This is a genomic window from Phenylobacterium sp. GW823-FHT02A09, from assembly GCF_058797775.1.
Genome location: NZ_JBXAJZ010000001.1, coordinates 1357405 through 1380826, shown reverse-complemented (window position 1 = coordinate 1380826; position 23422 = coordinate 1357405). Strand labels below are relative to the sequence as shown.

Annotated in this window: 17 protein-coding genes; 9 read left to right on the top strand and 8 right to left on the bottom strand. The window is 69.1% G+C overall.

Annotated elements, in window-relative coordinates; translation table 11 throughout:
* Positions 1–165: 165 nt before the first annotated feature.
* From AC1Q87_RS07070 to rodA, 3 genes are read left to right on the top strand one after another with little or no spacing between them, the layout of a single operon-like run.
* Positions 166–675, top strand: coding sequence for a hypothetical protein (locus AC1Q87_RS07070; protein WP_492608258.1), 510 nt, complete (start codon positions 166–168; stop codon positions 673–675).
* A gap of 12 nt (positions 676–687) precedes the next feature.
* Entirely contained in the window at positions 688–2712 is a 2025-nt protein-coding gene (gene mrdA / locus AC1Q87_RS07065) for a penicillin-binding protein 2 (RefSeq protein ID WP_492608257.1), read from the top strand.
* Positions 2709–3863, top strand: coding sequence for a rod shape-determining protein RodA (gene rodA / locus AC1Q87_RS07060; protein ID WP_492608256.1), 1155 nt, complete (start codon positions 2709–2711; stop codon positions 3861–3863). Before mrdA ends, rodA begins: the two co-directional genes overlap by 4 nt.
* Position 3864: 1 nt before the next feature.
* On the opposite strand, the gene AC1Q87_RS07055 is transcribed toward rodA, so the two are convergent.
* Genes AC1Q87_RS07055 through AC1Q87_RS07045 form a run of 3 tightly spaced genes read right to left on the bottom strand, consistent with a single transcriptional unit; the run spans position 3865 to position 6399 of the window.
* Positions 3865–4392: a P-loop nucleotide/nucleoside kinase family protein gene (locus tag AC1Q87_RS07055; RefSeq protein WP_492608255.1), complete on the bottom strand. Its 528-nt coding sequence runs from the start codon at positions 4390–4392 to the stop codon at positions 3865–3867.
* A 17-nt stretch (positions 4393–4409) separates the two neighbouring features.
* A complete protein-coding gene (pip, locus tag AC1Q87_RS07050; protein WP_492608254.1) occupies positions 4410–5402 on the bottom strand; it encodes a prolyl aminopeptidase in 993 nt (330 codons plus the stop codon).
* Between the two features lie 10 nt (positions 5403–5412).
* A complete protein-coding gene (locus AC1Q87_RS07045) occupies positions 5413–6399 on the bottom strand; it encodes an alpha/beta fold hydrolase (RefSeq protein WP_492608253.1) in 987 nt (328 codons plus the stop codon).
* Positions 6400–6501: 102 nt separating this feature from the next.
* On the opposite strand from AC1Q87_RS07045, the gene AC1Q87_RS07040 reads away from it, so the two are divergent.
* Complete coding sequence (locus tag AC1Q87_RS07040; protein ID WP_492608252.1) at positions 6502–7713, top strand: multidrug effflux MFS transporter; 1212 nt, start codon at positions 6502–6504, stop codon at positions 7711–7713.
* Here AC1Q87_RS07040 and AC1Q87_RS07035 read toward each other — a convergent pair.
* Positions 7704–8075: a DUF423 domain-containing protein gene (locus tag AC1Q87_RS07035; RefSeq protein ID WP_492608251.1), complete on the bottom strand. Its 372-nt coding sequence runs from the start codon at positions 8073–8075 to the stop codon at positions 7704–7706. The genes AC1Q87_RS07040 and AC1Q87_RS07035 overlap by 10 nt on opposite strands.
* Before the next feature lie 56 nt (positions 8076–8131).
* On the opposite strand from AC1Q87_RS07035, the gene AC1Q87_RS07030 reads away from it, so the two are divergent.
* The 4 genes from AC1Q87_RS07030 to AC1Q87_RS07015 all read left to right on the top strand — a co-directional run bounded on the left by AC1Q87_RS07030 (position 8132) and on the right by AC1Q87_RS07015 (position 16935).
* Positions 8132–9277, top strand: coding sequence for an L-lactate dehydrogenase (locus AC1Q87_RS07030; protein ID WP_492608250.1), 1146 nt, complete (start codon positions 8132–8134; stop codon positions 9275–9277).
* Positions 9278–9418: 141 nt separating this feature from the next.
* The gene (gene gltB, locus AC1Q87_RS07025; RefSeq protein WP_492608249.1) at positions 9419–14062 is read left to right on the top strand and encodes a glutamate synthase large subunit; all 4644 of its coding nucleotides are present in this window, start codon (positions 9419–9421) and stop codon (positions 14060–14062) included.
* 23 nt (positions 14063–14085) lie between these two features.
* Positions 14086–15537 (top strand): glutamate synthase subunit beta, encoded by a 1452-nt coding sequence (locus AC1Q87_RS07020; protein WP_492608248.1) that lies wholly within the window; start codon positions 14086–14088, stop codon positions 15535–15537.
* Positions 15538–15582: 45 nt separating this feature from the next.
* Positions 15583–16935, top strand: a complete 1353-nt coding sequence (locus tag AC1Q87_RS07015; protein ID WP_492608247.1) for an amidohydrolase family protein — start codon at positions 15583–15585, stop codon at positions 16933–16935.
* A 112-nt stretch (positions 16936–17047) separates the two neighbouring features.
* Here the strand turns inward: AC1Q87_RS07015 and AC1Q87_RS07010 are convergent, their stop codons facing one another.
* From AC1Q87_RS07010 to AC1Q87_RS07000, 3 genes are read right to left on the bottom strand one after another with little or no spacing between them, the layout of a single operon-like run.
* Positions 17048–18064 carry an inorganic phosphate transporter gene (locus tag AC1Q87_RS07010; protein WP_492608246.1) on the bottom strand — a complete coding sequence of 339 codons (1017 nt, stop codon included), beginning with the start codon at positions 18062–18064 and terminating at the stop codon, positions 17048–17050.
* A 4-nt stretch (positions 18065–18068) separates the two neighbouring features.
* Positions 18069–18713, bottom strand: a complete 645-nt coding sequence (locus AC1Q87_RS07005; RefSeq protein WP_492608245.1) for a DUF47 domain-containing protein — start codon at positions 18711–18713, stop codon at positions 18069–18071.
* A 57-nt stretch (positions 18714–18770) separates the two neighbouring features.
* Positions 18771–20516, bottom strand: a complete 1746-nt coding sequence (locus AC1Q87_RS07000) for a hypothetical protein (RefSeq protein ID WP_492608244.1) — start codon at positions 20514–20516, stop codon at positions 18771–18773.
* Positions 20517–20622: 106 nt separating this feature from the next.
* Between AC1Q87_RS07000 and AC1Q87_RS06995 the strand changes: the two genes are divergently transcribed.
* The gene (locus tag AC1Q87_RS06995) at positions 20623–22269 is read left to right on the top strand and encodes an amidohydrolase (protein ID WP_492608243.1); all 1647 of its coding nucleotides are present in this window, start codon (positions 20623–20625) and stop codon (positions 22267–22269) included.
* 6 nt (positions 22270–22275) lie between these two features.
* On the opposite strand, the gene AC1Q87_RS06990 is transcribed toward AC1Q87_RS06995, so the two are convergent.
* Positions 22276–23394, bottom strand: a complete 1119-nt coding sequence (locus AC1Q87_RS06990) for a GAF domain-containing sensor histidine kinase (RefSeq protein WP_492608242.1) — start codon at positions 23392–23394, stop codon at positions 22276–22278.
* Positions 23395–23422: the final 28 nt, after the last annotated feature.

Genomic DNA, 23422 nt, shown 5'->3' with positions numbered 1-23422 from the left:
CCCCCCCAGATGAACTCGGTTGTCTCGTGGGCTCGGAGATGTGGAGACGCCCCCCCCCCCGGCGCGACCTGCCGCCAGCCGTCCCCCGGGCTCCGCCACGCCGGCCGCGCCGTCGGCCCCCGCCGCCCAGCCGCAGCCGCCGCCTCCATCGGAGGTCCCGTTCTAGTGGCCGGCGCGCGCCCCTTGGCCCCCTGGCGCTGGATCGGGGTCCCGCTCGTCCAGTGCCTGATCCTGACCGTCCTGTTCTCGCTGCCCTTCCGGCCTTTCGGTCTCAGCCTGCCTGAGCCGATCTTTCCGATGGTGCCGGCCTTCGCCTGGGCGGTGATCCGCCCGTCGATGCTGGCGCCGGTCGGGGTCCTCCTGATGGGCCTGTTCCTCGACATCATCTGGGGCGCGCCGATGGGGCTGTGGGCTCTGTCGCTGCTGCTGGTCTACGGCGCGGCGCTGATCGGCCGCAGCATGATGGCCGGCCAGAGCTTTCCGGTCATGTGGGCCTGGTACGCCGCGGCGACCGGCCTGGCGCTGGGGGCGGCCTTCCTGTTCACGATGGTCGGCGCGCATGCGACAGCTGATCCCATCGCCGTCGCCTGGCAATTCCTCGCCACAATCATATTGTTTCCGTTCGCGCACCTGCTCATCGACCGGTTCGAGGATGCAGACGTGCGTTTCCGCTAGGGTCCCGAAGCGATGGCCGAGCCGTCGATCTTCTTCTCCGAGGTCAATGAACGGCAGGGGGTTTTCCACCGCCGGATGTTCCTGCTCGGCGGCATAGCGGGCCTGGGTCTGGGCGCGCTCGGCGCGCGCCTGGCGCACCTGCAGATCATCGAGACCCAGCGCTACGAGAAGCTCTCGGCCTCGAACCAGTTCAACTTCCGCCTCGTGCCGCCGCCGCGCGGCCTGATCGTGGACCGCAACGGCGCCATCCTGGCCTCCAACCGTCCGAACTTCCGGCTGCTGGTCACCCGCGAGGACAATTCGACGGACGTCGAAGGCACGCTGAAGACGCTGTCGACCTTCGTGCCGCTGGACGAGGCGCGCCAGCTGCGCCTGATCAAGGACATCAAGCAGACCCCCAAGCGGGTGCCGGTCTCGGTGTTCGAGGACATGAGCTGGGACGAATTCTCGGCGATCAACATCCGCGCTCCGGAACTGCCCGGCGTCACCGCCGACATGGGCGAGGTCCGGGTCTATCCGCACGGCGGCGCCTTCGCCCACGTCATCGGCTACGTCGCCAAGGTCAATCGCGAGGATCTCACCTCCACCGGGCCGAACTCGGACCCGATCCTGCTCAATCCCGGCTTCCGGATCGGCCGCCAGGGCGTGGAGAAGGCCTTCGATCTAGACCTGCGCGGCAAGGCCGGCGCCCGCAAGGTCGAGGTCGACGCCAACGGCCGCGAGGTCCGTCAGGACGAGGCCGGCGACATCCCCAGCACGCCGGGCAAGCGGATCGAGCTGACCCTCGACGTCGACATCCAGAATCGCGCGCTCGAGGTGATGGGCGACGAGAGCGGGGCCATCGTGATGATGGACTGCCGGACGGGCGACCTGCTGTGCATGGCGTCCTCGCCCAGCTTCGACGCCAACCGCTTCGTGAAGGGGCTGTCGGGGCCTGAGTATCGCGCCCTGGCGCAGTACGAGCGCAAGCCGCTGCTCGACAAGGTGATGACCGGCACCTATCCGCCGGGCTCGACCTTCAAGCCGACGGTCGCCCTGGCGGCGCTGACGGCGGGCATCGACCCGGAAGTGCGGGTCCACTGCTCGGGCGGCTGGTACTGGGGCGGGCGCACCTGGCGCTGCTGGAAGCATGGCGGGCACGGCTCGCAGAACATGCACGACGCCATCAAGAACTCCTGCGACGTCTATTTCTACCAGACCGCGCTGCGGATGGGGCCGGACCCGATCGCCAAGGCCGCCCACGCCATGGGCTTCGGCCAGATCTTCGACATCGGCATCCCCGGCCAGAAGAAGGGCGTCGTCGGCTCCCGCGAGTGGAAACGCAAAGCGGTCAAGCGCGAGCCTGTCTGGCAGCCGGGCGACTCCGTCAGCTACGGCATCGGCCAGGGCTATGTGGCGGTGAACGCCCTGCAGCTGGCGGTGATGACCGCGCGGCTGGCCAACGGCAAGAAGGCGCTGAATCCGCGTCTCGTGAAGTCGGTGGGCGGGGTCGAGCGGCCGCACGGCGACGACGTGCCCGACCTGCCGTTCAGCAAGGAACAGCTCGAATACGTCCGTGGCGGCATGGTCGCCGTGGCGAACGACACCGGCGGCACCGCCTATCGCCAGAGCCAGCTTGGCCTCGGCGACATCCAGATGGCCGGCAAGACCGGCACCGCCCAGGTCCGCTCCTATGCCGGCCTCGCCTCGCGCAGCAGCGCCGGCGTCACCTGGCGGCTGAAGGACCACAACCTCTTCGTCGCCTTCGCGCCGGTCGATGATCCGCGCTACGCCGTGGCTGTCATCGTCGAGCATGGCGGCCTGGGCGGCGCCACCGCCGGCGCGCCCCGCGCTCGCGAGGTGATGCGCGTGGCGCTGATGAAGGATCCGGAGCTGCGCTCGCGCATCGAGACCCCGATGCCGATGCCCGAGGCCCCCGAGCCGCTGGAGGCCGAAGGCGTCGCGCCCGAGGCGCCGACCATCACCGCCGCGCCGGCAGCGCCTGCCGCTCCGACGGCCCCGCCGGCCGCCACCACCCCCACAGGAGGCGCGATATGACCGTCAGCGCCCTGACCCGCCCCGGAGAGCGCGACCGCCTGGTCGTCAAGCTGTCCGAGATCGACTGGCTGTTCGCCCTGGCGCTCTGCCTGATCGCCGGAACCGGCGCCTTGATGATGTTCTCCATCGCCGGGTCGTCGTGGGAACCGTGGGCGGCTAAGCACCTCAGCCGTTTCGCGCTCTGCTTCGTGCTGATGATCGGACTGGCGATGATCGACCTGCGGGTCTGGTTCGCCATTTCCTATCCGCTCTACGGCATAGGCCTCTTGCTGCTTGTCGCGGTGGAGGTGGCCGGCGACGTGCGCATGGGCGCACAGCGGTGGCTCGCCTTCGGGCCGTTCAGCTTCCAGCCGTCCGAGATCATGAAACTCGGGATCGTGCTGGCCCTGGCGCGGTTCTACCACGGCATCTCGGCCGACAACGCCAAGCTCTCCTGGTGGCTGCTGGTCCCCGCCGCGATGATCGGGGCGCCGACGGTCCTTGTCATGCACCAGCCCGACCTGGGCACCGCCATGCTGATCGCCATGACCGGCGTGGCCATCGTCGTGCTGGCGGGACTGTCGTGGCGGATCATCCTGGCCGGCGTCGCGGCCTTCGTCGTCGCCGTGCCGCCGATCGTCATGTTCGTGCTGCACGACTACCAGCGCAAACGGGTGCTCACCTTCCTCGACCCTGAGAGCGATCCCTCAGGGTCCGGCTATCACATCCTGCAGTCCAAGATCGCACTGGGCTCCGGCGGGTTCTTCGGCAAGGGCTACGGGCTCGGCTCGCAGAGCCAGCTGAACTTTCTGCCCGAGAAGCAGACTGACTTCATCTTCGCGACCCTGGCCGAGGAGTTCGGGTTCCTGGGCTGCTTCTCGCTGCTGTTCCTCTACGGCGCGGTGATCTTCATGGCGCTGCGCACCTCGGCCCTGGCCCACTCGCACTTCGGGCGGCTGTCGGCGGCCGGCACCACCGCGACCTTCGCGCTCTATGTGCTGATCAACGGCGCGATGGTCATGGGCCTGGCGCCCGTCGTGGGCGTGCCGATGCCGCTGCTGTCCTATGGCGGCACCGTCATGCTGACGGTGATGATCGGCTTTGGCTTGGTCCAGGCCGTGCGCGTCCACCGCTATTCGGAAGTCACCAGCGGCAAGGGCGCGCTGATGTAAGTCAGGCGACCGTCACGGTCGTCTCGCCCTCGCCGAGCGGCGGCTCGAAGCTGCGCAGGAAGCGGGCCAGCATCGCATCGTCGACCGGGATCGCCCCGTTTAGGTCGGTTCGCTCGCGGCGGTCGGCCAGCCGCCGTTGCAGCAGTTCGGGCTGGGCGTGCAGGTAGATCAGCCGCCAGCGTCCGCCCGCGCTCTCGACCTCGGCCTTGAAGGCGTCGCGATGCGCACGGCTCCAGAAGCTGGAATCGATCACCACCGCCTGGCCGCCGCGCACCGCTTCGGCGACCTGGGCCTGCAGCCAGGCGCGCACCGGCTCCAGCAGAACGGGGTAGTCGTCGGCGGGAAAATCGAGGCCGTACCGGCCGTGACGGCGCCAGAGCTCCTCGTCGATCGAGAGCCGCAGGAAGCCGGCGTCCTCGAGCGCCATGGCGAAGGTGGTCTTGCCGCTGCCGGCCAGGCCGCACATCAACACCGCCAGGCCGGGCAGGGGTCTTAGGGACAGGAGCGCGTCGGCGATGGTGACTGCCATGGCGCTCCCTCCGGGCCCTAGAGCTTCAGCGCCTGGTCCGTCGCCCGCACCAGGCCGTCGACTATGCCGGGCTCGGTCGAGGCGTGCCCCGCGTCCCAGACGATGTCGAAACTGGCCTCGGGCCACGCGGTCTTCAGCCGCCAAGCGCTGTCCATCGGCGTGACCACGTCGAACCGGCCCTGGACGATCCAGCCCGGAATGCCGCGGATCTTGTCGATGTTGTTGAGGATCCAATTGTCCTCTTTGAAGAAGCCGCCGTTGACGAAGAAATGGCTCTCGATCCGCGCGAAGGCGATGGCGAAGTCGATCTCGTTGAACTTCGAAGGCCGCGCCTCCGGCCCGCGGATGGAGATGGTGTCGCCTTCCCACTGGCTCCAGGCGGCCGCGGCCTCGGCCTGGATGCGGCGGTCGGCGTGCGTCAGGCGCTTGTGATAGGCGGCCATCATGTCGCCGCGCTCGGCTTCCGGGATCGGCGCGCAGAACCGCTGCCACGCGTCCGGGAACAGCATCGAGGCGCCTTCCTGGTAGAACCAGCGCAGCTCGCGCTGGGTCAACAGGAAGATGCCGCGCAGCACCAGCGCCTCGACCCGATGCGGATGGGTGATGGCGTAGGCCAGCGCCAGCGTGCTGCCCCAGCTGCCGCCGAACACGGTCCATTTCTCGACGCCGAGGTGGATGCGCAGCCGCTCGATGTCCTCGATCAGCGACCAGGTGGTGTTGTCTTCCAGGCTGGCGTTCGGCCGCGACTTGCCGCAGCCGCGCTGGTCGAACAGCGCCATCCGCCATTTCGCCGGGTTGAAGAACCGGCGCATCGTCGGGTTGATCGCGCCGCCCGGGCCGCCGTGCAGGATCACGCACGGCTTGCCGTCGGGATTGCCGCACTCTTCATAGAAGATCTCGTGCGCCCCGCTGGTCGGCAGCCAGCCGTAGGCGAACGGCTCATTGTCCGCGTACAGCCCCTTGCGGTGGGCTGTGTTCGAGACGGCGAAGGGCGGGGTGTTGCGTTCCATCCCCGCCAGTCTACTTCGGGAAGCGGCGCCCCATCCAGTCCAGGATGAGCCGGTTGACCTCTTCGGGCTTCTCCTGCTGCGTCCAGTGGCCGCTGTCCTGGATCAGCACCTTCTCCAGATCCGAGATCACCTCTTCCATGCCGTCGGCCATGGCCGGCGACAGCACCACGTCCTTCTCGGCCATGATCATCAGGCAGGGGATGCCGTCGACGCGGGTTGGGAAGTCGGCCGAACGCTCCCAGTTGCGCGAGAAGTTGCGGTACCAGTTGATCCCGCCGGTGAAGCCGGTGGCCTGGAAGGTTTCGACGAAGCCGGTCAGTTCGTCGGCGTTCAGCAGCTGGTTGGCGGTGTCGGCCTTGTCCCAGGCGTTCAGCGCGTCGCCGAACGCAAACGTCGAGCCGCCGGCGGGCGGGGCCGCGGCCTGCGAGATCGCCGCCGGCCGGCGCATGAAGAACCGCATGGTCTTGTCGACGTCGGCGGCCAGCGCCGCGTCGGCGATCCCCGGCTTCTGGAACCAGACGATGTACATGTCCTCGCCGAACACCTTGCGCATGCCCTCGATCGGGTCGAGCGGCGCGCGGCGCATGAACGGCGTGTTCAGCCCGATGATCCCGGCCACGCGGTCCGGATGCATCAGCGGGAGCTGCCAGACGACGATGCCGCCCCAGTCGTGGCCGACGAACACGCCCTTGGCCGCGCCCAGGTGATCCAGCAGCCCGACGAGGTCGCCGGTCAGGTGCTCCATGTCGTAGTCGGTGATCGCCTCAGGGCGCGAGGTGAGCCCATAGCCGCGCTGGTCGGGTGCGATCGCCCAGACCCCGGCCGCCTCGCAGGCCGCCAGCTGGTGGCGCCACGAAAACGCCAGCTCTGGGAAGCCGTGGCAGAAGATCAGCGGCACGCCCTGGCCGCGCGGCCCGACCTCGTAATAGGCCATGTCGATGCCGTTGACCTTGGCGTGCTGGACGGGCGGCATCTGGCGGGCGAGGGCGGTCGACATGGCGGGCTTCCTCCGAAGGTTTGCGTGAGCTTGCCAGGGTTCCTTGCGCGGAAGGCAAGCGCCGCTTGGCGCGTTCGCTGCGAATGACGCTAGAAGGGGGCGATGACCACTCAGCAAGCCGCCGTCGACCGCACGCCCTGGGGCCTGGTGTTCCTACTCGGGGCGCTGACCGCCTTCGCGCCGATGTCGATCGACATGTACCTGCCCAGCCTGCCGGCCATTGGCGCCGACCTGCGGGCGAGCGCGGCCCAGACCCAGGGCACGGTGGCTGCATTCTTCGCCGGCATGGCGATCGGCCAGTTCTTCTACGGCCCGGCCTCCGACCGCTTCGGCCGCCGCGGCCCGATCCTGCTGGGCGTCGCGATCTACGTCGCCGCCTCGGTCGCCTGCGCGCTCGCCACCTCCGGCGACATGCTGGTCGCCGCCCGGTTCGTCCAGGCGCTCGGCGGCTGCGCCGGCGGCGTCGTGGCCCGCGCCGTGGTCCGCGACCGCTTCACCCACACCGAGACCGCGCGGATGCTGTCGCTGATGACCCTGATCATGGGGCTGGCGCCGATCCTCGCGCCGATGCTGGGCGGCCTGCTGCTGACGCTCGGCGGCTGGCGGCTGAACTTCTGGGCGCTGGCGGTGTTCGGCCTGGCCTGCGGCGCGGCGACCCTGCTCTGGCTCAAGGAATCGCGCTCGGACGAGACCGCCGCCCAGGCCGCGTCCGAAAATCCGCTGAAGGCGTATCTGGCCCTGCTGCGCCAGCCGCGCCTGGTCGGCTACGCCCTGGCGGGCGCGCTGAACGGCGCGACGCTGTTCACCTACATCTCGGCCTCGCCCGACCTGCTGATCGGGACTTACGGCATCTCGCCCCAGCACTTCGGCTGGGTGTTCGGCCTCAACGCCGCGGCGATCATCGGCGCCAGCCAGGTGAATCGCTACCTGCTGCGCCGATCCACCCCCGACGAGGTGCTGGAGCGGGCCAGCCAGGCCGCCGTGCTGGCGTCTATCGCCCTGGCGATCGCCGCCCTGACCGGCTTCGGCGAGCGCTGGAGCATCCTGCCGCTGCTGTTCGTGCTGCTGGCCAGCTACGGCTTCATGCAGGGCAACACCATGGCCGGGGCGCTCAATGTCGATCCGCGGCGGGCCGGCTCGGTCTCGGCCCTGATGGGCGGCGCCTCGTTCGGCGTCGGGGCCCTGGCGGCCAGCCTGTCAGGCGCGTTCCACGACGGCACGCCGCGGCCGATGGCCGTGGTCATGGCGCTGGCGGTGATCGGCTCGGCCGTGGCGCTGCGCGTCCTGGCCTTGCCGAAGCGCGCTCAGTTCTGAGGTTTCTGCAGCGCGGCCCAGGCGAGGATCGCCCAGCCGACCATGAACAGCACGCCGCCGATCGGCGTGATCGCCCCGAACCAGCGCGGCGCGCCCAGCGCCATCGCGAACAGGCTGCCCGAGAAGATCAGGACCCCGCTCAGGAAGATCGGCGGCGCCACGCGCGCCAGCCGCCCGCCCGCGTTGACCACGGCTGCTGACGCGAACACTGCCAATGCGTGCAGGAAGGCGTAGGTTGCGCCCGTATGCATCCATTCCTTGGGCTTGGGATCGGTGACGCCATGCGCGGCGAAGGCCCCGAAAGCGACGGCAAGAAAGCCACAGATCGCGGCGGCGGACATCCAGACACGCAGATTGCTCATGCGCTCTGCGTAGCGACTCCTCGTAGCCTTGGCCACAAGTACAGGGGGGACGTTCCATGAAGCCGGCATCGGTCGCCGATTATCGCGAGCTGGCCAGACGGCGGCTGCCGGCGATGTTCTTCGAGTACATCGACGGCGGCTCCTATGCTGAGGTCACGCTCGAGCGGAACGTCGCCGATATCGAGGCCCTGGCCCTGCGCCAGCGGGTGATGCGCGACATGACCCAGCTCGATATGTCGGTCGAGGTGCTCGGCCAGAAGATGACCATGCCCATCGGGCTCTCGCCGGTGGGCATGGCCGGCATGTACGCCCGTCGCGGCGAGGTCCAGGCCGCTAAGGCCGCCGCCGCAGCAGGCGTTCCGTTCTGCCTGTCGACCGTCGGCGTCTGTTCCGTCGAGGAGGTCGCCGAGTCAGGCGCGCCGCCCTGGTTCCAGCTCTATATGCTCAAGGATCGCGGCTACATGCGCGAGCTGCTGGCCCGCGCCAAGGCCGCCGGTTGTCCGGTGCTGGTGTTCACCGTCGACCTGCCGCTGCCCGGCGCGCGCTATCGGGACGTCCGCTCCGGCTTCACCGGCGCGACCGCGGTCTCCGGCGCGATCAACACCGCCTGGCAGGGCGTGACTCACCCCGATTGGCTGTGGGACGTCTGGCTGAACGGCCGCCCGCACAGCCTGGGTTCGGTGGCCGGAGCGATTCCCCAGGGGCGCAGCGTCACCGACTTCCTCAGCTGGATCGCAAAGAATTTTGATCGATCGGTCACCTGGAAGGATCTCGACTTCGTGCGCGAGGTCTGGGACGGGCCGATCGTCATCAAGGGCGTGCTCGATCCTGAGGACGCCCGCGACGCTGTCCGCGCCGGGGCTCAAGGGCTCGTCGTCTCCAATCACGGCGGCCGCCAGCTGGACGGCGTGCGCTCGTCGATCTCGGCGCTGCCGGCCATCGTCGACGCGGTCGGAAACGACCTCGAAGTCCTTATGGACGGCGGGATTCGCTCGGGGTTGGACGTGCTCAAGGCCCTCAGTCTCGGCGCCAAGGCCTGCTTCATCGGCCGCGCCTGGGCCTACGCCCTGGGGGCAGGGGGCCGGCCGATGGTCGCCAAGATGCTGGGAACCCTGCGCGCCGAGCTTTCTACGGCCATGGTCCTGACTGGCTGCAATGCCGCGCGAGACGCCGATAAGTTGCTACTAGACGTCGCACCTTAGAAAATCTTTTCAATTCGAGGCGCGCAGGCCCATCGACAAGGGCTGATCTTGCCGGGTAAATGCGCGCCGAATTTGCGCGCAACAACGGTCGCCGAATGCCGGCCCTGCTGCGTGCCTGAGTTTTGAGAGCGAGGTATCCTCATGGGAGCTCCCGAGCGGCAGGGTCTTTATGACCCGCGCAACGAACACGACGCGTGTGGCGTGGGCTTTGTGGCCAATATTAAAGGCCGCAAATCGCATGAGGTCGTGTCCGCCGGTCTGGAGATCCTGATTAACCTGGATCACCGCGGCGCCGTCGGCGCCGACCCGCTGGTCGGCGACGGCGCCGGGATTCTGATTCAGATTCCGGACGCGCTGATCCGTGATTGGGCGTCCAAGGAAGGCGTCGATCTGCCGCCGGCCGGCGAATACGCCGTCGCCATGTGCTTCCTGCCCAGCGACGACGCCGCGCGCGACGTCGTGATGGCGCAGTTCGAACACTTCCTGAAGGTCGAGCACCAGCCGCTGCTGGGTTGGCGCGACGTGCCCGTGAACCTCGACGGCCTCGGCGCCGCCGTGCTCGCCGACATGCCGGTCATCCGTCAGGCGATCATCGGCCGCGGCCCGAACATCCGCAGCCAGGACGCGCACGAGCGCAAGCTGCTGGCGGTCCGCAAGCAGACCCAGAACCCGCTGGCGGAACTGGCCGTGAAGCATGGCATCCCCAGCATCGCCGACCTCTACATGCCGTCGCTGTCGACGCGGACCGTGGTCTACAAGGGCCTGCTGCTCGCCGACCAGGTCGGGACCTTCTATCAGGACCTGCTGGACGAGCGCTGCGAGTCGGCGCTGGCCCTGGTTCACCAGCGGTTCTCGACCAACACCTTCCCGTCCTGGAAGCTGGCGCACCCGTACCGGTTCATCGCCCACAACGGCGAGATCAACACCGTCCGCGGCAACGTGAACTGGATGAACGCCCGCCGGCGCACGCTGGAAAGCGATCTGCTGGGGCCCGACCTCAACAAGATGTGGCCGCTGATCCCGCATGGTCAGTCGGACACCGCCTGCCTCGACAACGCGCTCGAGCTGCTGGTCGCCGGCGGCTATCCGCTGGCCCACGCGGTGATGATGCTGATCCCGGAAGCCTGGGCCGGCAACCCGCTGATGGACGCCAAGCGCAAGGCTTTCTACGAGTACCACGCCGCCCTGATGGAGCCGTGGGACGGCCCCGCCGCCGTCGCCTTCACCGACGGCCGTCAGATCGGCGCCACCCTCGACCGTAACGGCCTGCGTCCGGCCCGCTTCATCATCACCGACGAAGACCATGTGATCATGGCCTCGGAAGTCGGCGTGCTGACGGTTCCGGAGGAGCGCATCGTCCGCAAGTGGCGTCTGCAGCCCGGCAAGATGCTGCTGATCGACATGGAAGAAGGCCGGATCATCGAGGACGAGGAGATCAAGCGCTCCCTGTCCGAGGCCGAGCCCTATGCCGACTGGCTGAGCGACACCCAGTTCAAGCTGGAAGAGCTGCCCGAGATCGCCTTCAACGAGGCGCTGTCGAACGATGCGGCCCAGCTGCTCGATCGTCAGCAGGCCTTCGGCTACACCCAGGAGGACGAGCAGTTCTTCCTGGCGCCGATGGCGACCACCGGCGAAGACCCGATCGGCTCCATGGGCGCCGACACTCCGATCGCCGTGCTCTCCAAGCGCTCGAAGCTGCTCTACGACTACTTCAAGCAGAACTTCGCCCAGGTCACGAACCCGCCCATCGACCCGATCCGCGAGGAACTGGTCATGAGCCTGGTGTCGATGATCGGTCCGCGCCCGAACCTGCTCGGCCGTCACGCCGGCACTCACAAGCGCCTGGAAGTCTCGCAGCCGATCCTCACCAACGAGGATCTGTCCAAGATCCGCTCGATCAGCGAACTGCTCGACGGCTCGTTCCGCACCGCGACGATCGACACCACCTGGGCGGCCGACGAGGGCGCTGCGGGCCTGGAGCGGGCGATCGAGCGCCTGTGCCGCGAGGCCACCGACAACGTTCTGGCCGACAAGAACATCCTGATCCTGTCGGACCGCCGCGTCGGCTCGGACCGCATCCCGATCCCGGCCGCACTGGCCACCGCGGCCGTGCACCATCACCTGATCCGCCAGGGTCTGCGCATGCAGACCGGGCTGGTGATCGAGACCGGCGAAGCGCGCGAAGTGCACCACTTCTGCGTCCTGGCCGGCTACGGCGCCGAAGCGGTGAACCCGTACCTGGCTTTCGAGACCCTCGAGAACCTCCGCGTCCGCGAGGGGATCACGATCTCGGCCTACGACGTCCGCAAGAACTACATCAAGGCGATCGGCAAGGGCGTTCTGAAGGTCATGTCCAAGATGGGCATCTCGACCTACCAGTCGTATTGCGGCGCCCAGATCTTCGACGCCGTCGGCCTGTCGTCGGAGCTGATCGAGAAGTACTTCACCGGCACCGCGACCACGATCGAGGGCATCGGCCTGGCCCAGGTCGCCGAGGAGTCGGTGCGCCGTCACCGTGACGCCTACGGCGACAATCCGATCTACGCGACCATGCTGGACGTCGGCGGCAACTACGCCTTCCGCCTGCGCGGCGAGCAGCACGCCTGGACGCCGGAAAGCGTCTCCAAGCTGCAGCACGCGGTGCGCGGCGGCCGTTCGGACGATTATCGCGGCTTTGCGGAGAGCATCAACGAGCAGTCCGAGCGGCTGCTGACCATCCGCGGTCTGATGCGCTTCAACTTCAACGAGACCCCGGTCCCGATCGAGGAGGTCGAGCCGGCCAGCGAGATCGTCAAGCGCTTCGCCACTGGCGCGATGAGCTTCGGCTCGATCAGCCGTGAAGCCCACACCACGCTCGCCGTGGCCATGAACCGCATCGGCGGCCGCTCGAACACCGGCGAGGGCGGCGAAGAGTCCGACCGCTTCAAGCCGCTGCCGAACGGCGACTCCATGCGCTCGGCCATCAAGCAGGTGGCTTCGGGCCGCTTCGGCGTCACCGCCGAGTACCTGGTCAACGCCGACGACATCCAGATCAAGATGGCCCAGGGCGCCAAGCCCGGCGAGGGCGGCCAGCTGCCCGGCCACAAGGTCGACAAGAACATCGCCCGCGTCCGTCACTCGACGCCGGGCGTCGGCCTGATCAGCCCGCCGCCGCACCACGACATCTATTCGATCGAGGATCTGGCCCAGCTGATCCACGACCTGAAGAACGTCAATTCAGGCGCCCGCATCTCCGTGAAGCTGGTGTCGGAAGTGGGCGTCGGCACGGTCGCCGCGGGCGTCGCCAAGGCGCGCGCCGACCACATCACCATCTCGGGCTTCGAGGGCGGCACCGGCGCTTCGCCGCTGACCTCGCTGGTCCATGCCGGCTCGCCCTGGGAAATCGGCCTGGCCGAGACCCAACAGACCCTGCTGCTGAACGGCCTGCGCACCCGCGTCGCCGTCCAGGCGGACGGCGGCCTGCGGACCGGCCGTGACGTCGCCATCGCCGCACTGCTGGGCGCCGACGAATTCGGCTTCGCGACCGCCCCGCTGATCGCGGCCGGCTGCATCATGATGCGCAAGTGCCACCTGAACACCTGCCCGGTGGGCGTGGCGACCCAGGACCCGGTGCTGCGCGCGCGCTTCACCGGCCAGCCCGAGCACGTGATCAACTACTTCTTCTTCGTCGCCGAAGAGCTGCGCGAGATCATGGCTTCGCTCGGCTTCCGGACGGTCAACGAGATGGTCGGCCGCGTCGACCGCCTCGACGCCCGCGACGCCGTCGACCACTGGAAGGCCGAAGGCGTCGACCTCTCCAAGCTGCTCTACGCCGCGGCTCCGGAAGGGGCCAAGGGCCTCTGGAACATGGACCGCCAGGACCATGGCCTGGGCAAGGCGCTGGACAACACCCTGATCGCCGACGCCGCTCCGGCGCTGGAGAAGGGCGAACCGGTCCTGCTCGAGTACGCGATCAAGAACATCAACCGCACCGCCGGCGCGATGCTCTCGGGCGAGGTGGCCAAGCGCTACGGCCATGCCGGCCTGCCTGAGGACACCATCGCCATCAAGTTCCGCGGCCAGGCCGGCCAGAGCTTCGGCGCCTTCGCCGCCCGCGGCGTGACGCTGGAACTGACCGGCGACGGCAACGACTATGTCGGCAAGGGCCTCTCGGGCGGCCGCATCGTCGTGCGCCAGCCGGCCGAGGCGCGTCGCGACCCGACCCAGAACATCATCGCCGGCAACACGGTGCTCTACGGCGCCATCGCCGGCGAGGCCTACATCCAGGGCGTGGCCGGCGAGCGCTTCGCCGTCCGCAACTCCGGCGCCGTCACCGTCGTCGAAGGCGTGGGCGACCACGGCTGCGAATACATGACCGGCGGCGTGGTGGTCGTGCTGGGCGACACGGGCCGCAACTTCGCGGCCGGGATGTCCGGCGGCGTGGCCTATGTCTACGATCCGAAGGGCCGCTTCGCCGACCTCTGCAACAAGGCGATGGTCGACCTGGAAAAGGTCGAGCCGTCGGCCCCGGCGACCCGCGAGGACGAGCCGTTCCGCCCGAGCCAGCGCTCGCTGTCGGTCGACAACAACGGCATGGGCGACGTGCTGCGCTTCGACGCCGAGCGCCTGCGCATCCTGGTCGAGCGCCATCACCTCTACACGGGGTCCGAGCGCGCGCGTCAGATTCTCGAGAACTGGGACCAGACCCTCGGCTCGTTCGTGAAGGTCATGCCCAAGGATTACCGCCGCGCCCTGCAGGAAATGGCGGCCGAGCGGCAAGCGGCTGCGGCCGTGGCCGCGGAATAGATTGAAAGTCGGAGGACAGCATCATGGGTAAGGTCACCGGCTTTCTCGAGATCGAGCGCCAGGAACGTACTTACGAGGCGCCGCAGGAGCGCCTGAAGAACTGGAAGGAATTCGTCCACCCCATGCCGGCGGCGGACGTGTCCAAGCAGGCTGCGCGCTGCATGGACTGCGGGATTCCGTTCTGCCACCAGGGTTGCCCGGTCAACAACCAGATCCCGGACTTCAACAATCTGGTCTATCGCGACCAGTGGAAGACGGCGCTGGAGAACCTCCAGTCGACCAACAACTTCCCGGAGTTCACCGGCCGCGTGTGCCCGGCGCCCTGCGAGGCGTCCTGCACCCTGAACATCATCGACACCCCGGTCGCCATCAAGACCGTCGAGTGCGAGATCGTCGACCGCGGCTGGCAGGAAGGCTGGATCAAGCCGCAGATGTCGCCGCGCGGCACGGGCAAGCGCGTCGCCGTCGTCGGTTCGGGCCCGGCGGGCCTGGCCTGCGCCCAGCAGCTGGCCCGCGCCGGCCACGCTCCGACCGTGTTCGAGAAGAACGACCGGATCGGCGGCCTGCTGCGTTACGGCATCCCGGACTTCAAGATGGAGAAGCACCTCATCGACCGCCGCGTGGCGCAGATGGAAGGTGAGGGCGTGATCTTCCGGACCAACTTCGAGGTCGGCAAGACGGTCTCGGTCCAGCGCCTGCTCGACGACTACGACGTTCTGGTCATGGCCGGCGGGGCGGAAGATCCGCGCGACCTGCCGATCCCGGGCCGCGAGCTGGCCGGCGTCCATTTCGCGATGGACTTCCTGACCCAGCAGAACAAGCGCAACGCCGGCGACGACGAACTGCGCGCGGCCCCGGCCGGCGGCATCTCGGCCACCGGCAAGCATGTCGTCGTGATCGGCGGCGGCGACACCGGCAGCGACTGCATCGGCACCTCGAACCGTCATGGCGCGGTCCAGGTGACCCAGCTGGAAATCATGCCGCAGCCGCCGGTTCGCGAGAACAAGCAGCTGACCTGGCCCGACTGGCCGCTGAAGCTGCGCACCTCGTCCAGCCACGAAGAGGGCTGCGAGCGCGATTTCGCGGTCTCGGCCAAGCGCTTCATCGGCTCGGACGGCAAGCTCGAGGCGGTCGAATGCGTCCGCGTCGAATGGGTCGCGGGCGCCGACGGCCGCCAGTCGCTGCAGGAAGTCGCCGGCAGCGAGTTCCTGATCAAGGCCGACCTGGTGCTGCTGGCCATGGGCTTCGTCGGCCCGCGCCACAACGAGTTCATCGCCCAGTCGGGCGCCGAGCTCGACCCGCGCGGCAACGTCAAGGCGCCGGTCAGCGACTACAAGACCACCTCGGCCAACATCTTCTCGTGCGGCGACATGCGTCGCGGCCAGTCGCTGGTGGTCTGGGCGATCCGCGAGGGCCGTCAGTGCGCCCAGGCGGTCGATGAGTACCTGATGGGGACCAGCAAGCTTCCCCGCTGACGCTTAGGCGTTGAGGCGGGCCGGCGAGACGGCTAGGGCAGGGGCATGATCCGCTCCTGCCTGACCGCGCTCGCCGCCGTCCTCGCCCTCTCGCCCGCCGCCGCGCTCGCCCAAGAGCCGCCGGCCGAGGCCCAGACCGTCTATCGCAACGTCACGCTCATCGACGGGACCGGCGGGCCGGCCCGCGCGGGCATGAACATCCTCGTCCGCGGCGAGCGGATCGAGCGCGTCTGGAAGGAAGGCGAGATCGCCTTCAAGCTGGCGCCGACGACCCGCGTCGTCGACATGACCGGCAGGTATGTGCTGCCCGGGCTCACCGACAGCCACCAGCACCTGGCCACGCCGCCGAACCGCCGCTTCGCCGAGGCCCAGCTCAAGCGCGACCTCTACAGCGGGATCACCTCGACCCGCGACATGGCTGACGACCTGCGCAACATCGCCGATCTGGCCCGCGCCACGCGCATCGGCGAGATCCCCGGTCCCGACATCCACTACGCCGCCCTGATGGCCGGTCCGTCGTTCTTCGACGATCCGCGCGTCGGCGCCGCTTCGCTCGGCGCGGTCGGCGGCCAGGTCCCCTGGATGCAGGCCATCCGCCCCGACACCGACATCCGCCAGGCGGTGGCCGAGGCCAAGGGAACCAGCGCCACGGCCATCAAGATCTACGCGAACCTGCCCGGCGAGGAGGTCGCGCGCATCACCGCCGAGGCTCACCGCCAGGGGCTCCTGGTCTGGACCCACGGCGCGGTCTTCCCGGCAAGCCCGGCGGAGGTTCTGGCCGCGCGGCCCGACAGCGTCAGCCACGTCTGCATGCTGGCCTACCAGGTCTCCGACCAGATCCCGACCGGCTATCATCGCCGCGCGGCGGTCCAGGAGGAGAAGTTCGGCAAGGGCGTGAACCCGCAGATCGCCCCGCTGCTGGCCACGATGCGCCAGGACGGCGTGGTCCTCGACGCCACGGTTCGCATCTACGAAGCGATGAAGGGCCGGCCCAGCAAGCCCTATTGCTCGACGCAGCTCGCCGCCCAGCTGACCGCCCAGGCCCTGAAGGCTGGGGTGACGATCTCGGCCGGCACCGACGGCTTCTCCAACCCCGCCGCCGCCTATCCGGCGCTCTACGAGGAACTGGAGCTGCTGGTCGACAAGTCCGGTTTCTCGCCGATGCAGGCGATCGTCGCGGCGACCCGCAACGGCGCGCTCGCCGTCAGCAAGACCCCGGACTTCGGAACCATCGAGGCGGGCAAGCTCGCCAATCTGGTGTTCACGGGCCAGGATCCGAGCCGGGACATCCGCGCGCTGCGGACCATCACCCTGACGGTCAAGCGCGGGAAGGACTATCCCCGCGCCGACTTCGACCCGGCCGCGGACGTCGCCGCCCGCGCCATGGTCGACGACTAGACCCTGTCCCGATTGGCTTGAACCAAGCCAATCGGGAAGAACAGGGTCGAGTTTTTTGAGTTCAGGGCCATTCTTATCCACCCACGATGATCCCTCGTGAGTGGGAAGGGCTCTAGCCCATGAACCGCCCGGCCGCCCAGTAGGTCAGGGCGCCGATGATCGCCGCCGCCGGCAGGGTCACGACCCAGGCGGTGACGATCTCCTTGGCCACGCCCCAGCGCACCGCCGAGACCCGCTTGGCCGCGCCGACGCCGACGATGGCGCCGGTGATGGTGTGGGTGGTCGAGACCGGGACGCCCAGGCTGGTGGCGGCGAACAGGGTGATCGCCCCGCCGGTCTCGGCGCAGAAGCCCTGCATCGGGGTCAGGCGGGTGATCCGCGAGCCCATGGTGTGGACGATCCGCCAGCCGCCGAACAGCGTGCCCAGGCCCATCGCCGCCTGGCAGGACAGCACCACCCACAGCGGCACGTGGAACTCGCCGTCGCTCGGGCCCAGGCCGTGCGCGATCAGCAGCGCGGCGATGATGCCCATGGTCTTCTGGGCGTCGTTGCCCCCATGACCCAGCGAATAGAGCGAGGCTGAGACGAACTGCAGCTTTCGGAACACCCCGTCGACGGCGAACGGCGTGAAGCGCACGAACAGCCACGAGACGATCAGCACCAGGATCAGCGCCAGCACGAAGCCGGTGGCCGGCGACAGCACGATCGCGAACAGGGTCTTGGAGAGCCCGCCCCACATCACCGCGCCCATGCCGGCCTTGGCGATGCCCGCGCCGACCAGCCCGCCGATCAGGGCGTGCGAGGACGAAGAGGGGATCGCCGCCCACCAGGTCAGCAGGTTCCAGCCGATCGCCCCGATCAGCGCCGAGAAGATCAGCCCGTCGCTGATCAATTCCGGCATGACCAGGCCCGCGCCCACCGTCTTGGCCACGTGCAGGCCGAAGAACAGGAAGGCGATGAAGTTGAAGAACGCCGCCCAGGCCACGGCGATGAAGGGCGGCAGCACCCGCGTCGCCACGATGGTGGCGATGGAGTTGGCCGCGTCGTGCAGGCCGTTCAGGAAGTCGAACGCCAGCGCGACGAAGATCAGGAAGATCAGCAGCGGCCCGTAGCCGGTAAGGAGCTCCACGCGCCTAGACCTGCTCGATCACGATGCCGCTGATGCGGTTCGCCACGTCCTCGAAGCGGTCCATGACCTTTTCCAGGTGGCTGTAGACGTCGACGCCGACGACGAACGCCATCGGGTCGTCATGCCGGTGGGCCAGGAACAGCGCCTTGCGGCCGGCGTCGTAGATCGCGTCCGAGCGATCCTCGATGTGGGTGATCTGTTCGGTCAGCTGGCTCAGCCGCGTCACGTTCTGGCGCATGTTGCTCAGCAGCCCGACGGCCTCGCGGGTCAGGACCGCGGCTTCGACGATGATGTCGGCCATTTCCCGCATCGGGTCTTCGAACTCGCGCAGTTCGAACAGGCTGACGACCTTCACCGTCTTGTGCATCTGGTCGATCGCGTCGTCGAGCGAGGTGATCAGGTCCTGGATGTCGCTGCGGTCGAACGGAGTGATGAACGAGCGGCGGACGTTCAGCAGCACCTCGCGGGTGATCGCATCGGCCGCGTCCTCATGCGCCACGACGCGGGCGCAGGCCTCGGCGACGCCGTCGCCGCCCTGGAGGACCTCGCGCAGAGCGGTCGCGCCCTCCACCAGCTTCTCGGCGTGGGCGCTGAAGAGGTCGAAGAATTTCAATTCCTTAGGCATCAAGGCCTGGAACCAGGTCAGCATCTGTCCGTCCGTGTCCTTCGTGTCGCGGCCGCGGCGGCGCGATGATTCTGCGCGCTCTTAGCTGCTTCCTGGCTCCGACAGAAGTCCTCCACCGCCCGCGACCGATGCGCGCGGCGAGGCGGCGGGCCCCGTTTGACGGGTATAGACCGTCACCTCGGCGCCATGGAAGGCGACCCGCCAATCGGGTCCGGGGGCCCGCGAGCCGAGGGTGACGACGGTGTCGATTTCGGCGAGCGGCGCGGCGGCCCGAGCGCTCAGCACGGTGATCGGCCGGGCCCTCAGCCGCAGATAGGCGAGCCGCGCCTGGATCGGGTCCTGCGCGATCAGCGCCACGCCGCCGGGGCGTTGCTCGACGATCGCCGCGGCGGCGGTCAGGTCCTGGCCCAGCGCGCTGCGCTCGGCGGCGGCGGCGCGCTCCCAGCGGGCGTCCAACGCCGTCGACAGCAGCGCCAGGGCGGCGAAGGCGGCGAGCCACACGCTCATCACCGGCCAGTTGCGGAAGGCGGTCGCCGCGCCAGCCGCAACGATGATCGCGCCCGCCAGGCAGGCGGCGAGCGGAGCCTCCAGCGAAAAGGCGCTCAGCGCCGCGGCGTCCCAGGCGCGCGGCACCACGCCGCCGAGCAGGCAGGCGGCCAGCGCCGCGAGGCCGACCACCGGGACCGCGCCCATGGCCAGCCGCCACCAGCGCCCGCCCGCGCGGTCGAACTCGCCGATGAACGGGGCCGCGGCGATCCACAGCACCGGGATCAGCGCCTCGAACTGCCGCCCCCAGATGCGGCTCGGATTGGCCGCCTCGCCGGTGGCCAAGAGGGCGGTCAGCACCAGCGTCACGGCCGCCGTGAACAGCACCAGCAGGAAGCTCGCCTCGTGCGGGGTCAGGAAGAAGCGGCCGCGCCCGCGGTGCCAGCGCCAGCGCATCTCCACCCGCAGCAGGCCGGTCAGCGCCGGAATTCCGGCCAGCACCACGCAGCCCGCGGCCATCGCCACCAGTCCGCGCGCGCCGGCGATCCAGCCCTCCGGGGTGACGGCGCCGGCCAGCAGCCCGTCATAGCGATGCTCCAGATAGAAGCTCAGCGGCTCGCTCGAAGCCTGGTCGGCGGCCAACTGCAACAGGTTCACGCTGGCGAGGAACGCCGCGGCCAGCACCGCGATGCGCCCCACGAAGATGCGCAGGTCCCGTCGTCCCAGCAGCAGGTCGACGACCGCCAGGAGCAGCAGGGCGATCCCCAGCGCTGGACCCTGCGGCTTGAGCAGGGTCATGGCCCCGACCAAAACGCCGGCCAGGGCGGCGTGAGCCATCGGCCGTGGACCATAGAGCCGCGCCGTCGCCAGCACGGCTGCGCCCAGCAGCAGGACGTACCAGCCCTCGGGCAGCGCGGCGGCGGCGAAGCGGTAGTAGGGATAGGCGAGGGCGACCAGCGCCGCGGCGATCCAGCCTGGCCGGTCCAGGCTCGTCCGCACGCTGGCCAGCGCCAGGGCCAGTCCCCCGAAATAGGCCGCCGCGCCAAGGATCCGCAGCCAGGGCAGCAGGTTCTGCGTCGCGTAGGTCAGCGCGCGGATCAGCAGGCCGAACAGGGTGTCGCCCATGCTCTGAGCCTGCGGCAGCAGGTCAGGCCGCGCGGCCAGCGTCTTGCCGAACAAGGCGCGGACCAGATGGGTGCTCTCGGCGCCGGCATAGAGCGGCGCTTCCAGGAAAACGCGGTCGATATAGACCAGCGCCACGACGATCGCGGCCGCCGCCAGCAGGCCGTAGCCTAAGCGCGCGCTCGACCATGCCGGCCGACCTGCATCCCCCCGAGTCATGACTTCACTGTGGCCGCTTCCTGGGCGGGTGACCATAGTGTGCGAAGGCGTTTGCGCGCGCTGGCGGATCGTCGATCAATGGGCGCGGCGATTCACTGGGGGAAACATGCGCGCGGCTTTGCAAACTTTGATCGTGGCGGCCGGCCTGGCCCTGGCGGCGCCGGCCTCGGCGCAGGACCTCCTGCTGCACGGCGGCCCGATATACACCGGCGATGCGGTGGTGCAGGCCCTGGCGGTCAAGGACGGCAAGGTCGCCTATGCCGGCGCCCTCGACGCCGCCCGCGCGGCCGCGCCGGGCGCTCGCGACCTCGACCTCAAGGGCGCTGCCGCCTATCCCGGCTTCGTCGACTCCCACGCCCACCTGGCCGGCATCGGCTTTCGCGAGATGACCCTCAATCTCGAGGGGGCGGAATCCATCGAGGCCCTGGTCGCCCGGCTGAAAGCCTGGGCCTCGGCCAATCCGGGCTCCGACGTGATTTCCGGCGCCGGCTGGATCGAGACCCATTGGCCGGAGAAGCGCTTCCCGACCCGCGCCGATCTCGATCGCGCCGCGCCCGACCGTCCGGTGGTGCTGACCCGCGCCGACGGCCACGCCCTGGTCGCCAACACCGCCATGCTGAAGCTGGCCGGGATCGACGCGAACACCGGCGCGCCGGCCGGCGGTCAGATCCTGAAGGACGCCAAGGGCGAGCCCGACGGCATGCTGATCGACAACGCCATGGGTCTGGTCCGCGCCAAGGTTCCGCCGCCCAGCCGCGCGGCCCAGGCCGAGGCGGTCCGACGCGGCACGCGGGTCTACGCCGCGCGCGGCTGGACCGGCCTGCACGACATGAGCGTCGGCGCCGACGAGGTGGCGATCCAGCAGGAGCTGGCGGCCCGCGGCGAACTGCCGGTCCGCATCGACAACTACATGTCCCAGGCTGCGTCCCAGAAGGTGCTGGCCGAGGGGCCGTCGCAGGACCCGACCGGGCTGGTGCGGGTGCGCGGGGTCAAGCTGTTCATGGACGGCGCGCTCGGATCGCGCGGGGCGGCGCTGCTCGCGCCCTATTCCGACGCCGAGGGGACCGGCCTGATCGTCACTCCGCGTGAGACCGTCGACGCCATCCTTGCCCAGGCGCGCAAGTCGGGGGCGCAGATGGCCGTCCACGCCATCGGCGATCGCGGCAACCGGGTGATCCTCGACGCCTACCAACAGGCCTTCGCGGGCGACCCGGCCGCGCTGAAGGCCGCGCGCTGGCGTGTCGAGCACGCCCAGATCCTGGCCCCCGAGGACCTGCCGCGCTTCGCGCAGATGGGCGTCGTCGCCTCGATGCAGCCCTCGCATGCGATCGGCGACCTCTACTTCGCGCCGGCGCGTCTCGGTCCGGAACGCCTGAAGGGCGCCTATGCCTGGGAGAGCCTGCTGAAGTCGGGCGCCGTCGTCGCCGGCGGTTCCGATGCGCCGGTCGAGAAGGGCGATCCGTTGGTGGAGTTCTACGCCGCCGCCTACCGCCACGACCTGAAGGGCTTCGCCGGACCGGACTGGCATCTGGACGAGGCCGTCACCCGCGCCCAGGCGCTGGAGATGCTGACCCGTGGCTCGGCCTATGCCGGCTTCCGCGAGAACGAGCTGGGCCAGCTCGCCGTCGGCCGCGATGCGGACATCTCGGTGTTCTCGGTCGATCTGATGACCGCGCCGTTCGCCGACATCGCCAAGGCCCACGCGGTCATGACCATCGTCGGCGGCAAGGTGGTCTACCAGGCGGCCCGATAGGCCGGCCTAGATGACCGGCATCCGCAATTCGAACTGGATCTCGCCTTCGCTCGACGTCACCGACAAAGCGCCGTCGTGGGCGGCGGCGATCTGCTGCGAAATGTAGAGGCCCAGGCCCAAGCCGTCCCTGACCTCGCCGCTATGGCGGCGGCTGAACGGGCGGAACAGGCCAGTCCGAACCTCGGGCTTCAGTGTCCCGCCGTTGCGCACGGAAAGCACGAAGGTGTCACGTTCGATCGCCGCCCTTACACGGATCGGAATGTCAGCATCGCCGTGGGCGAGGGCGTTGGCCAGCAGGTTCGAGGCCAGCTGCGCGATCCGGTCAGGGTCGCAGTTGATCAGCCCGTCCACGGCGATGTCGGATTCGATCAGCCGATCGGGGTGAGCCACCTGCAATTCCTGGATCACGGGGGGCAAGGTGCGCGACAGATCGGCTGGCCGCCGCGTGGCCGCCAGTCCCCCTCCCAACCGCCCCCGCGCGAAGTCGAGGACGTCGCTGATCAGCCGCTCCATGCGCCCGGTTGAGCGCTTCATCTCCGAGAGGATGCGCGGCACGTCCGGACCGGTTGCGCGCCGCTCCAATAGGCTCGCCGCGGCCTCGATGGAGGCCAGCGGATTGCGCAGGTCGTGCCCGAGGACGGCGATGAACTGCTCGCGTAGTTCGGCGGTCGCCTGGGCGTCGACCAGGGCGACCTGCGAGGCGGCCAGCTCGCGCTCGCTGGACAGCTGCGCCGAGATCATCTGCGCGAACAGTTCGAACATCTTGATCGTCGATGGCTTCGAGGCGGGGGCTGGGTTGGGATCGATGGCGCAGAGCGTGCCGAAGACCTCGCCGTCGGCCAGCACGATAGGCACAGCGATGTAGCTCTCCAGACCGTAGGCCTTGGGCGTATGATGGTCGCGCCAGGCGGCATCGACCGAGGCATGGTCGAACGCAATCACCTCCCGGCGTTGGCGCACCTCGTTGCAGAGCGTCGACTTGATCGGCAGCTCGCCGCCGACGCCCAAGCCGAAGTCGATCTCGTCCAGCACCGCGCAGGCCAACCACCTATCCTCGGTGACATGGGCGATGACGCCATAGCCCATACCAGTCACCCGTAGGCAGACTTCCAGGATCGATTGCACGCCGTTCAACCGGGAGATGGCCGTAACT

Excerpts from the sequence above, each read along its gene's own strand:
- AC1Q87_RS07005 (WP_492608245.1), bottom strand. The coding sequence starts at position 18,713 with ATGCTGACCTGGTTCCAGGCCTTGATGCCTAAGGAATTGAAATTCTTC.
- gltB (WP_492608249.1), top strand. The coding sequence starts at position 9,419 with ATGGGAGCTCCCGAGCGGCAGGGTCTTTATGACCCGCGCAACGAACAC.
- AC1Q87_RS07035 (WP_492608251.1), bottom strand. The coding sequence starts at position 8,075 with ATGAGCAATCTGCGTGTCTGGATGTCCGCCGCCGCGATCTGTGGCTTT.
- AC1Q87_RS07015 (WP_492608247.1), top strand. The coding sequence starts at position 15,583 with ATGATCCGCTCCTGCCTGACCGCGCTCGCCGCCGTCCTCGCCCTCTCG.
- AC1Q87_RS07055 (WP_492608255.1), bottom strand. The coding sequence starts at position 4,392 with ATGGCAGTCACCATCGCCGACGCGCTCCTGTCCCTAAGACCCCTGCCC.
- pip (WP_492608254.1), bottom strand. The coding sequence starts at position 5,402 with ATGGAACGCAACACCCCGCCCTTCGCCGTCTCGAACACAGCCCACCGC.
- rodA (WP_492608256.1), top strand. The coding sequence starts at position 2,709 with ATGACCGTCAGCGCCCTGACCCGCCCCGGAGAGCGCGACCGCCTGGTC.
- AC1Q87_RS06995 (WP_492608243.1), top strand. The coding sequence starts at position 20,623 with ATGCGCGCGGCTTTGCAAACTTTGATCGTGGCGGCCGGCCTGGCCCTG.
- AC1Q87_RS07040 (WP_492608252.1), top strand. The coding sequence starts at position 6,502 with ATGACCACTCAGCAAGCCGCCGTCGACCGCACGCCCTGGGGCCTGGTG.
- mrdA (WP_492608257.1), top strand. The coding sequence starts at position 688 with ATGGCCGAGCCGTCGATCTTCTTCTCCGAGGTCAATGAACGGCAGGGG.
- AC1Q87_RS07030 (WP_492608250.1), top strand. The coding sequence starts at position 8,132 with ATGAAGCCGGCATCGGTCGCCGATTATCGCGAGCTGGCCAGACGGCGG.
- AC1Q87_RS07045 (WP_492608253.1), bottom strand. The coding sequence starts at position 6,399 with ATGTCGACCGCCCTCGCCCGCCAGATGCCGCCCGTCCAGCACGCCAAG.
- AC1Q87_RS07000 (WP_492608244.1), bottom strand. The coding sequence starts at position 20,516 with ATGACTCGGGGGGATGCAGGTCGGCCGGCATGGTCGAGCGCGCGCTTA.
- AC1Q87_RS07020 (WP_492608248.1), top strand. The coding sequence starts at position 14,086 with ATGGGTAAGGTCACCGGCTTTCTCGAGATCGAGCGCCAGGAACGTACT.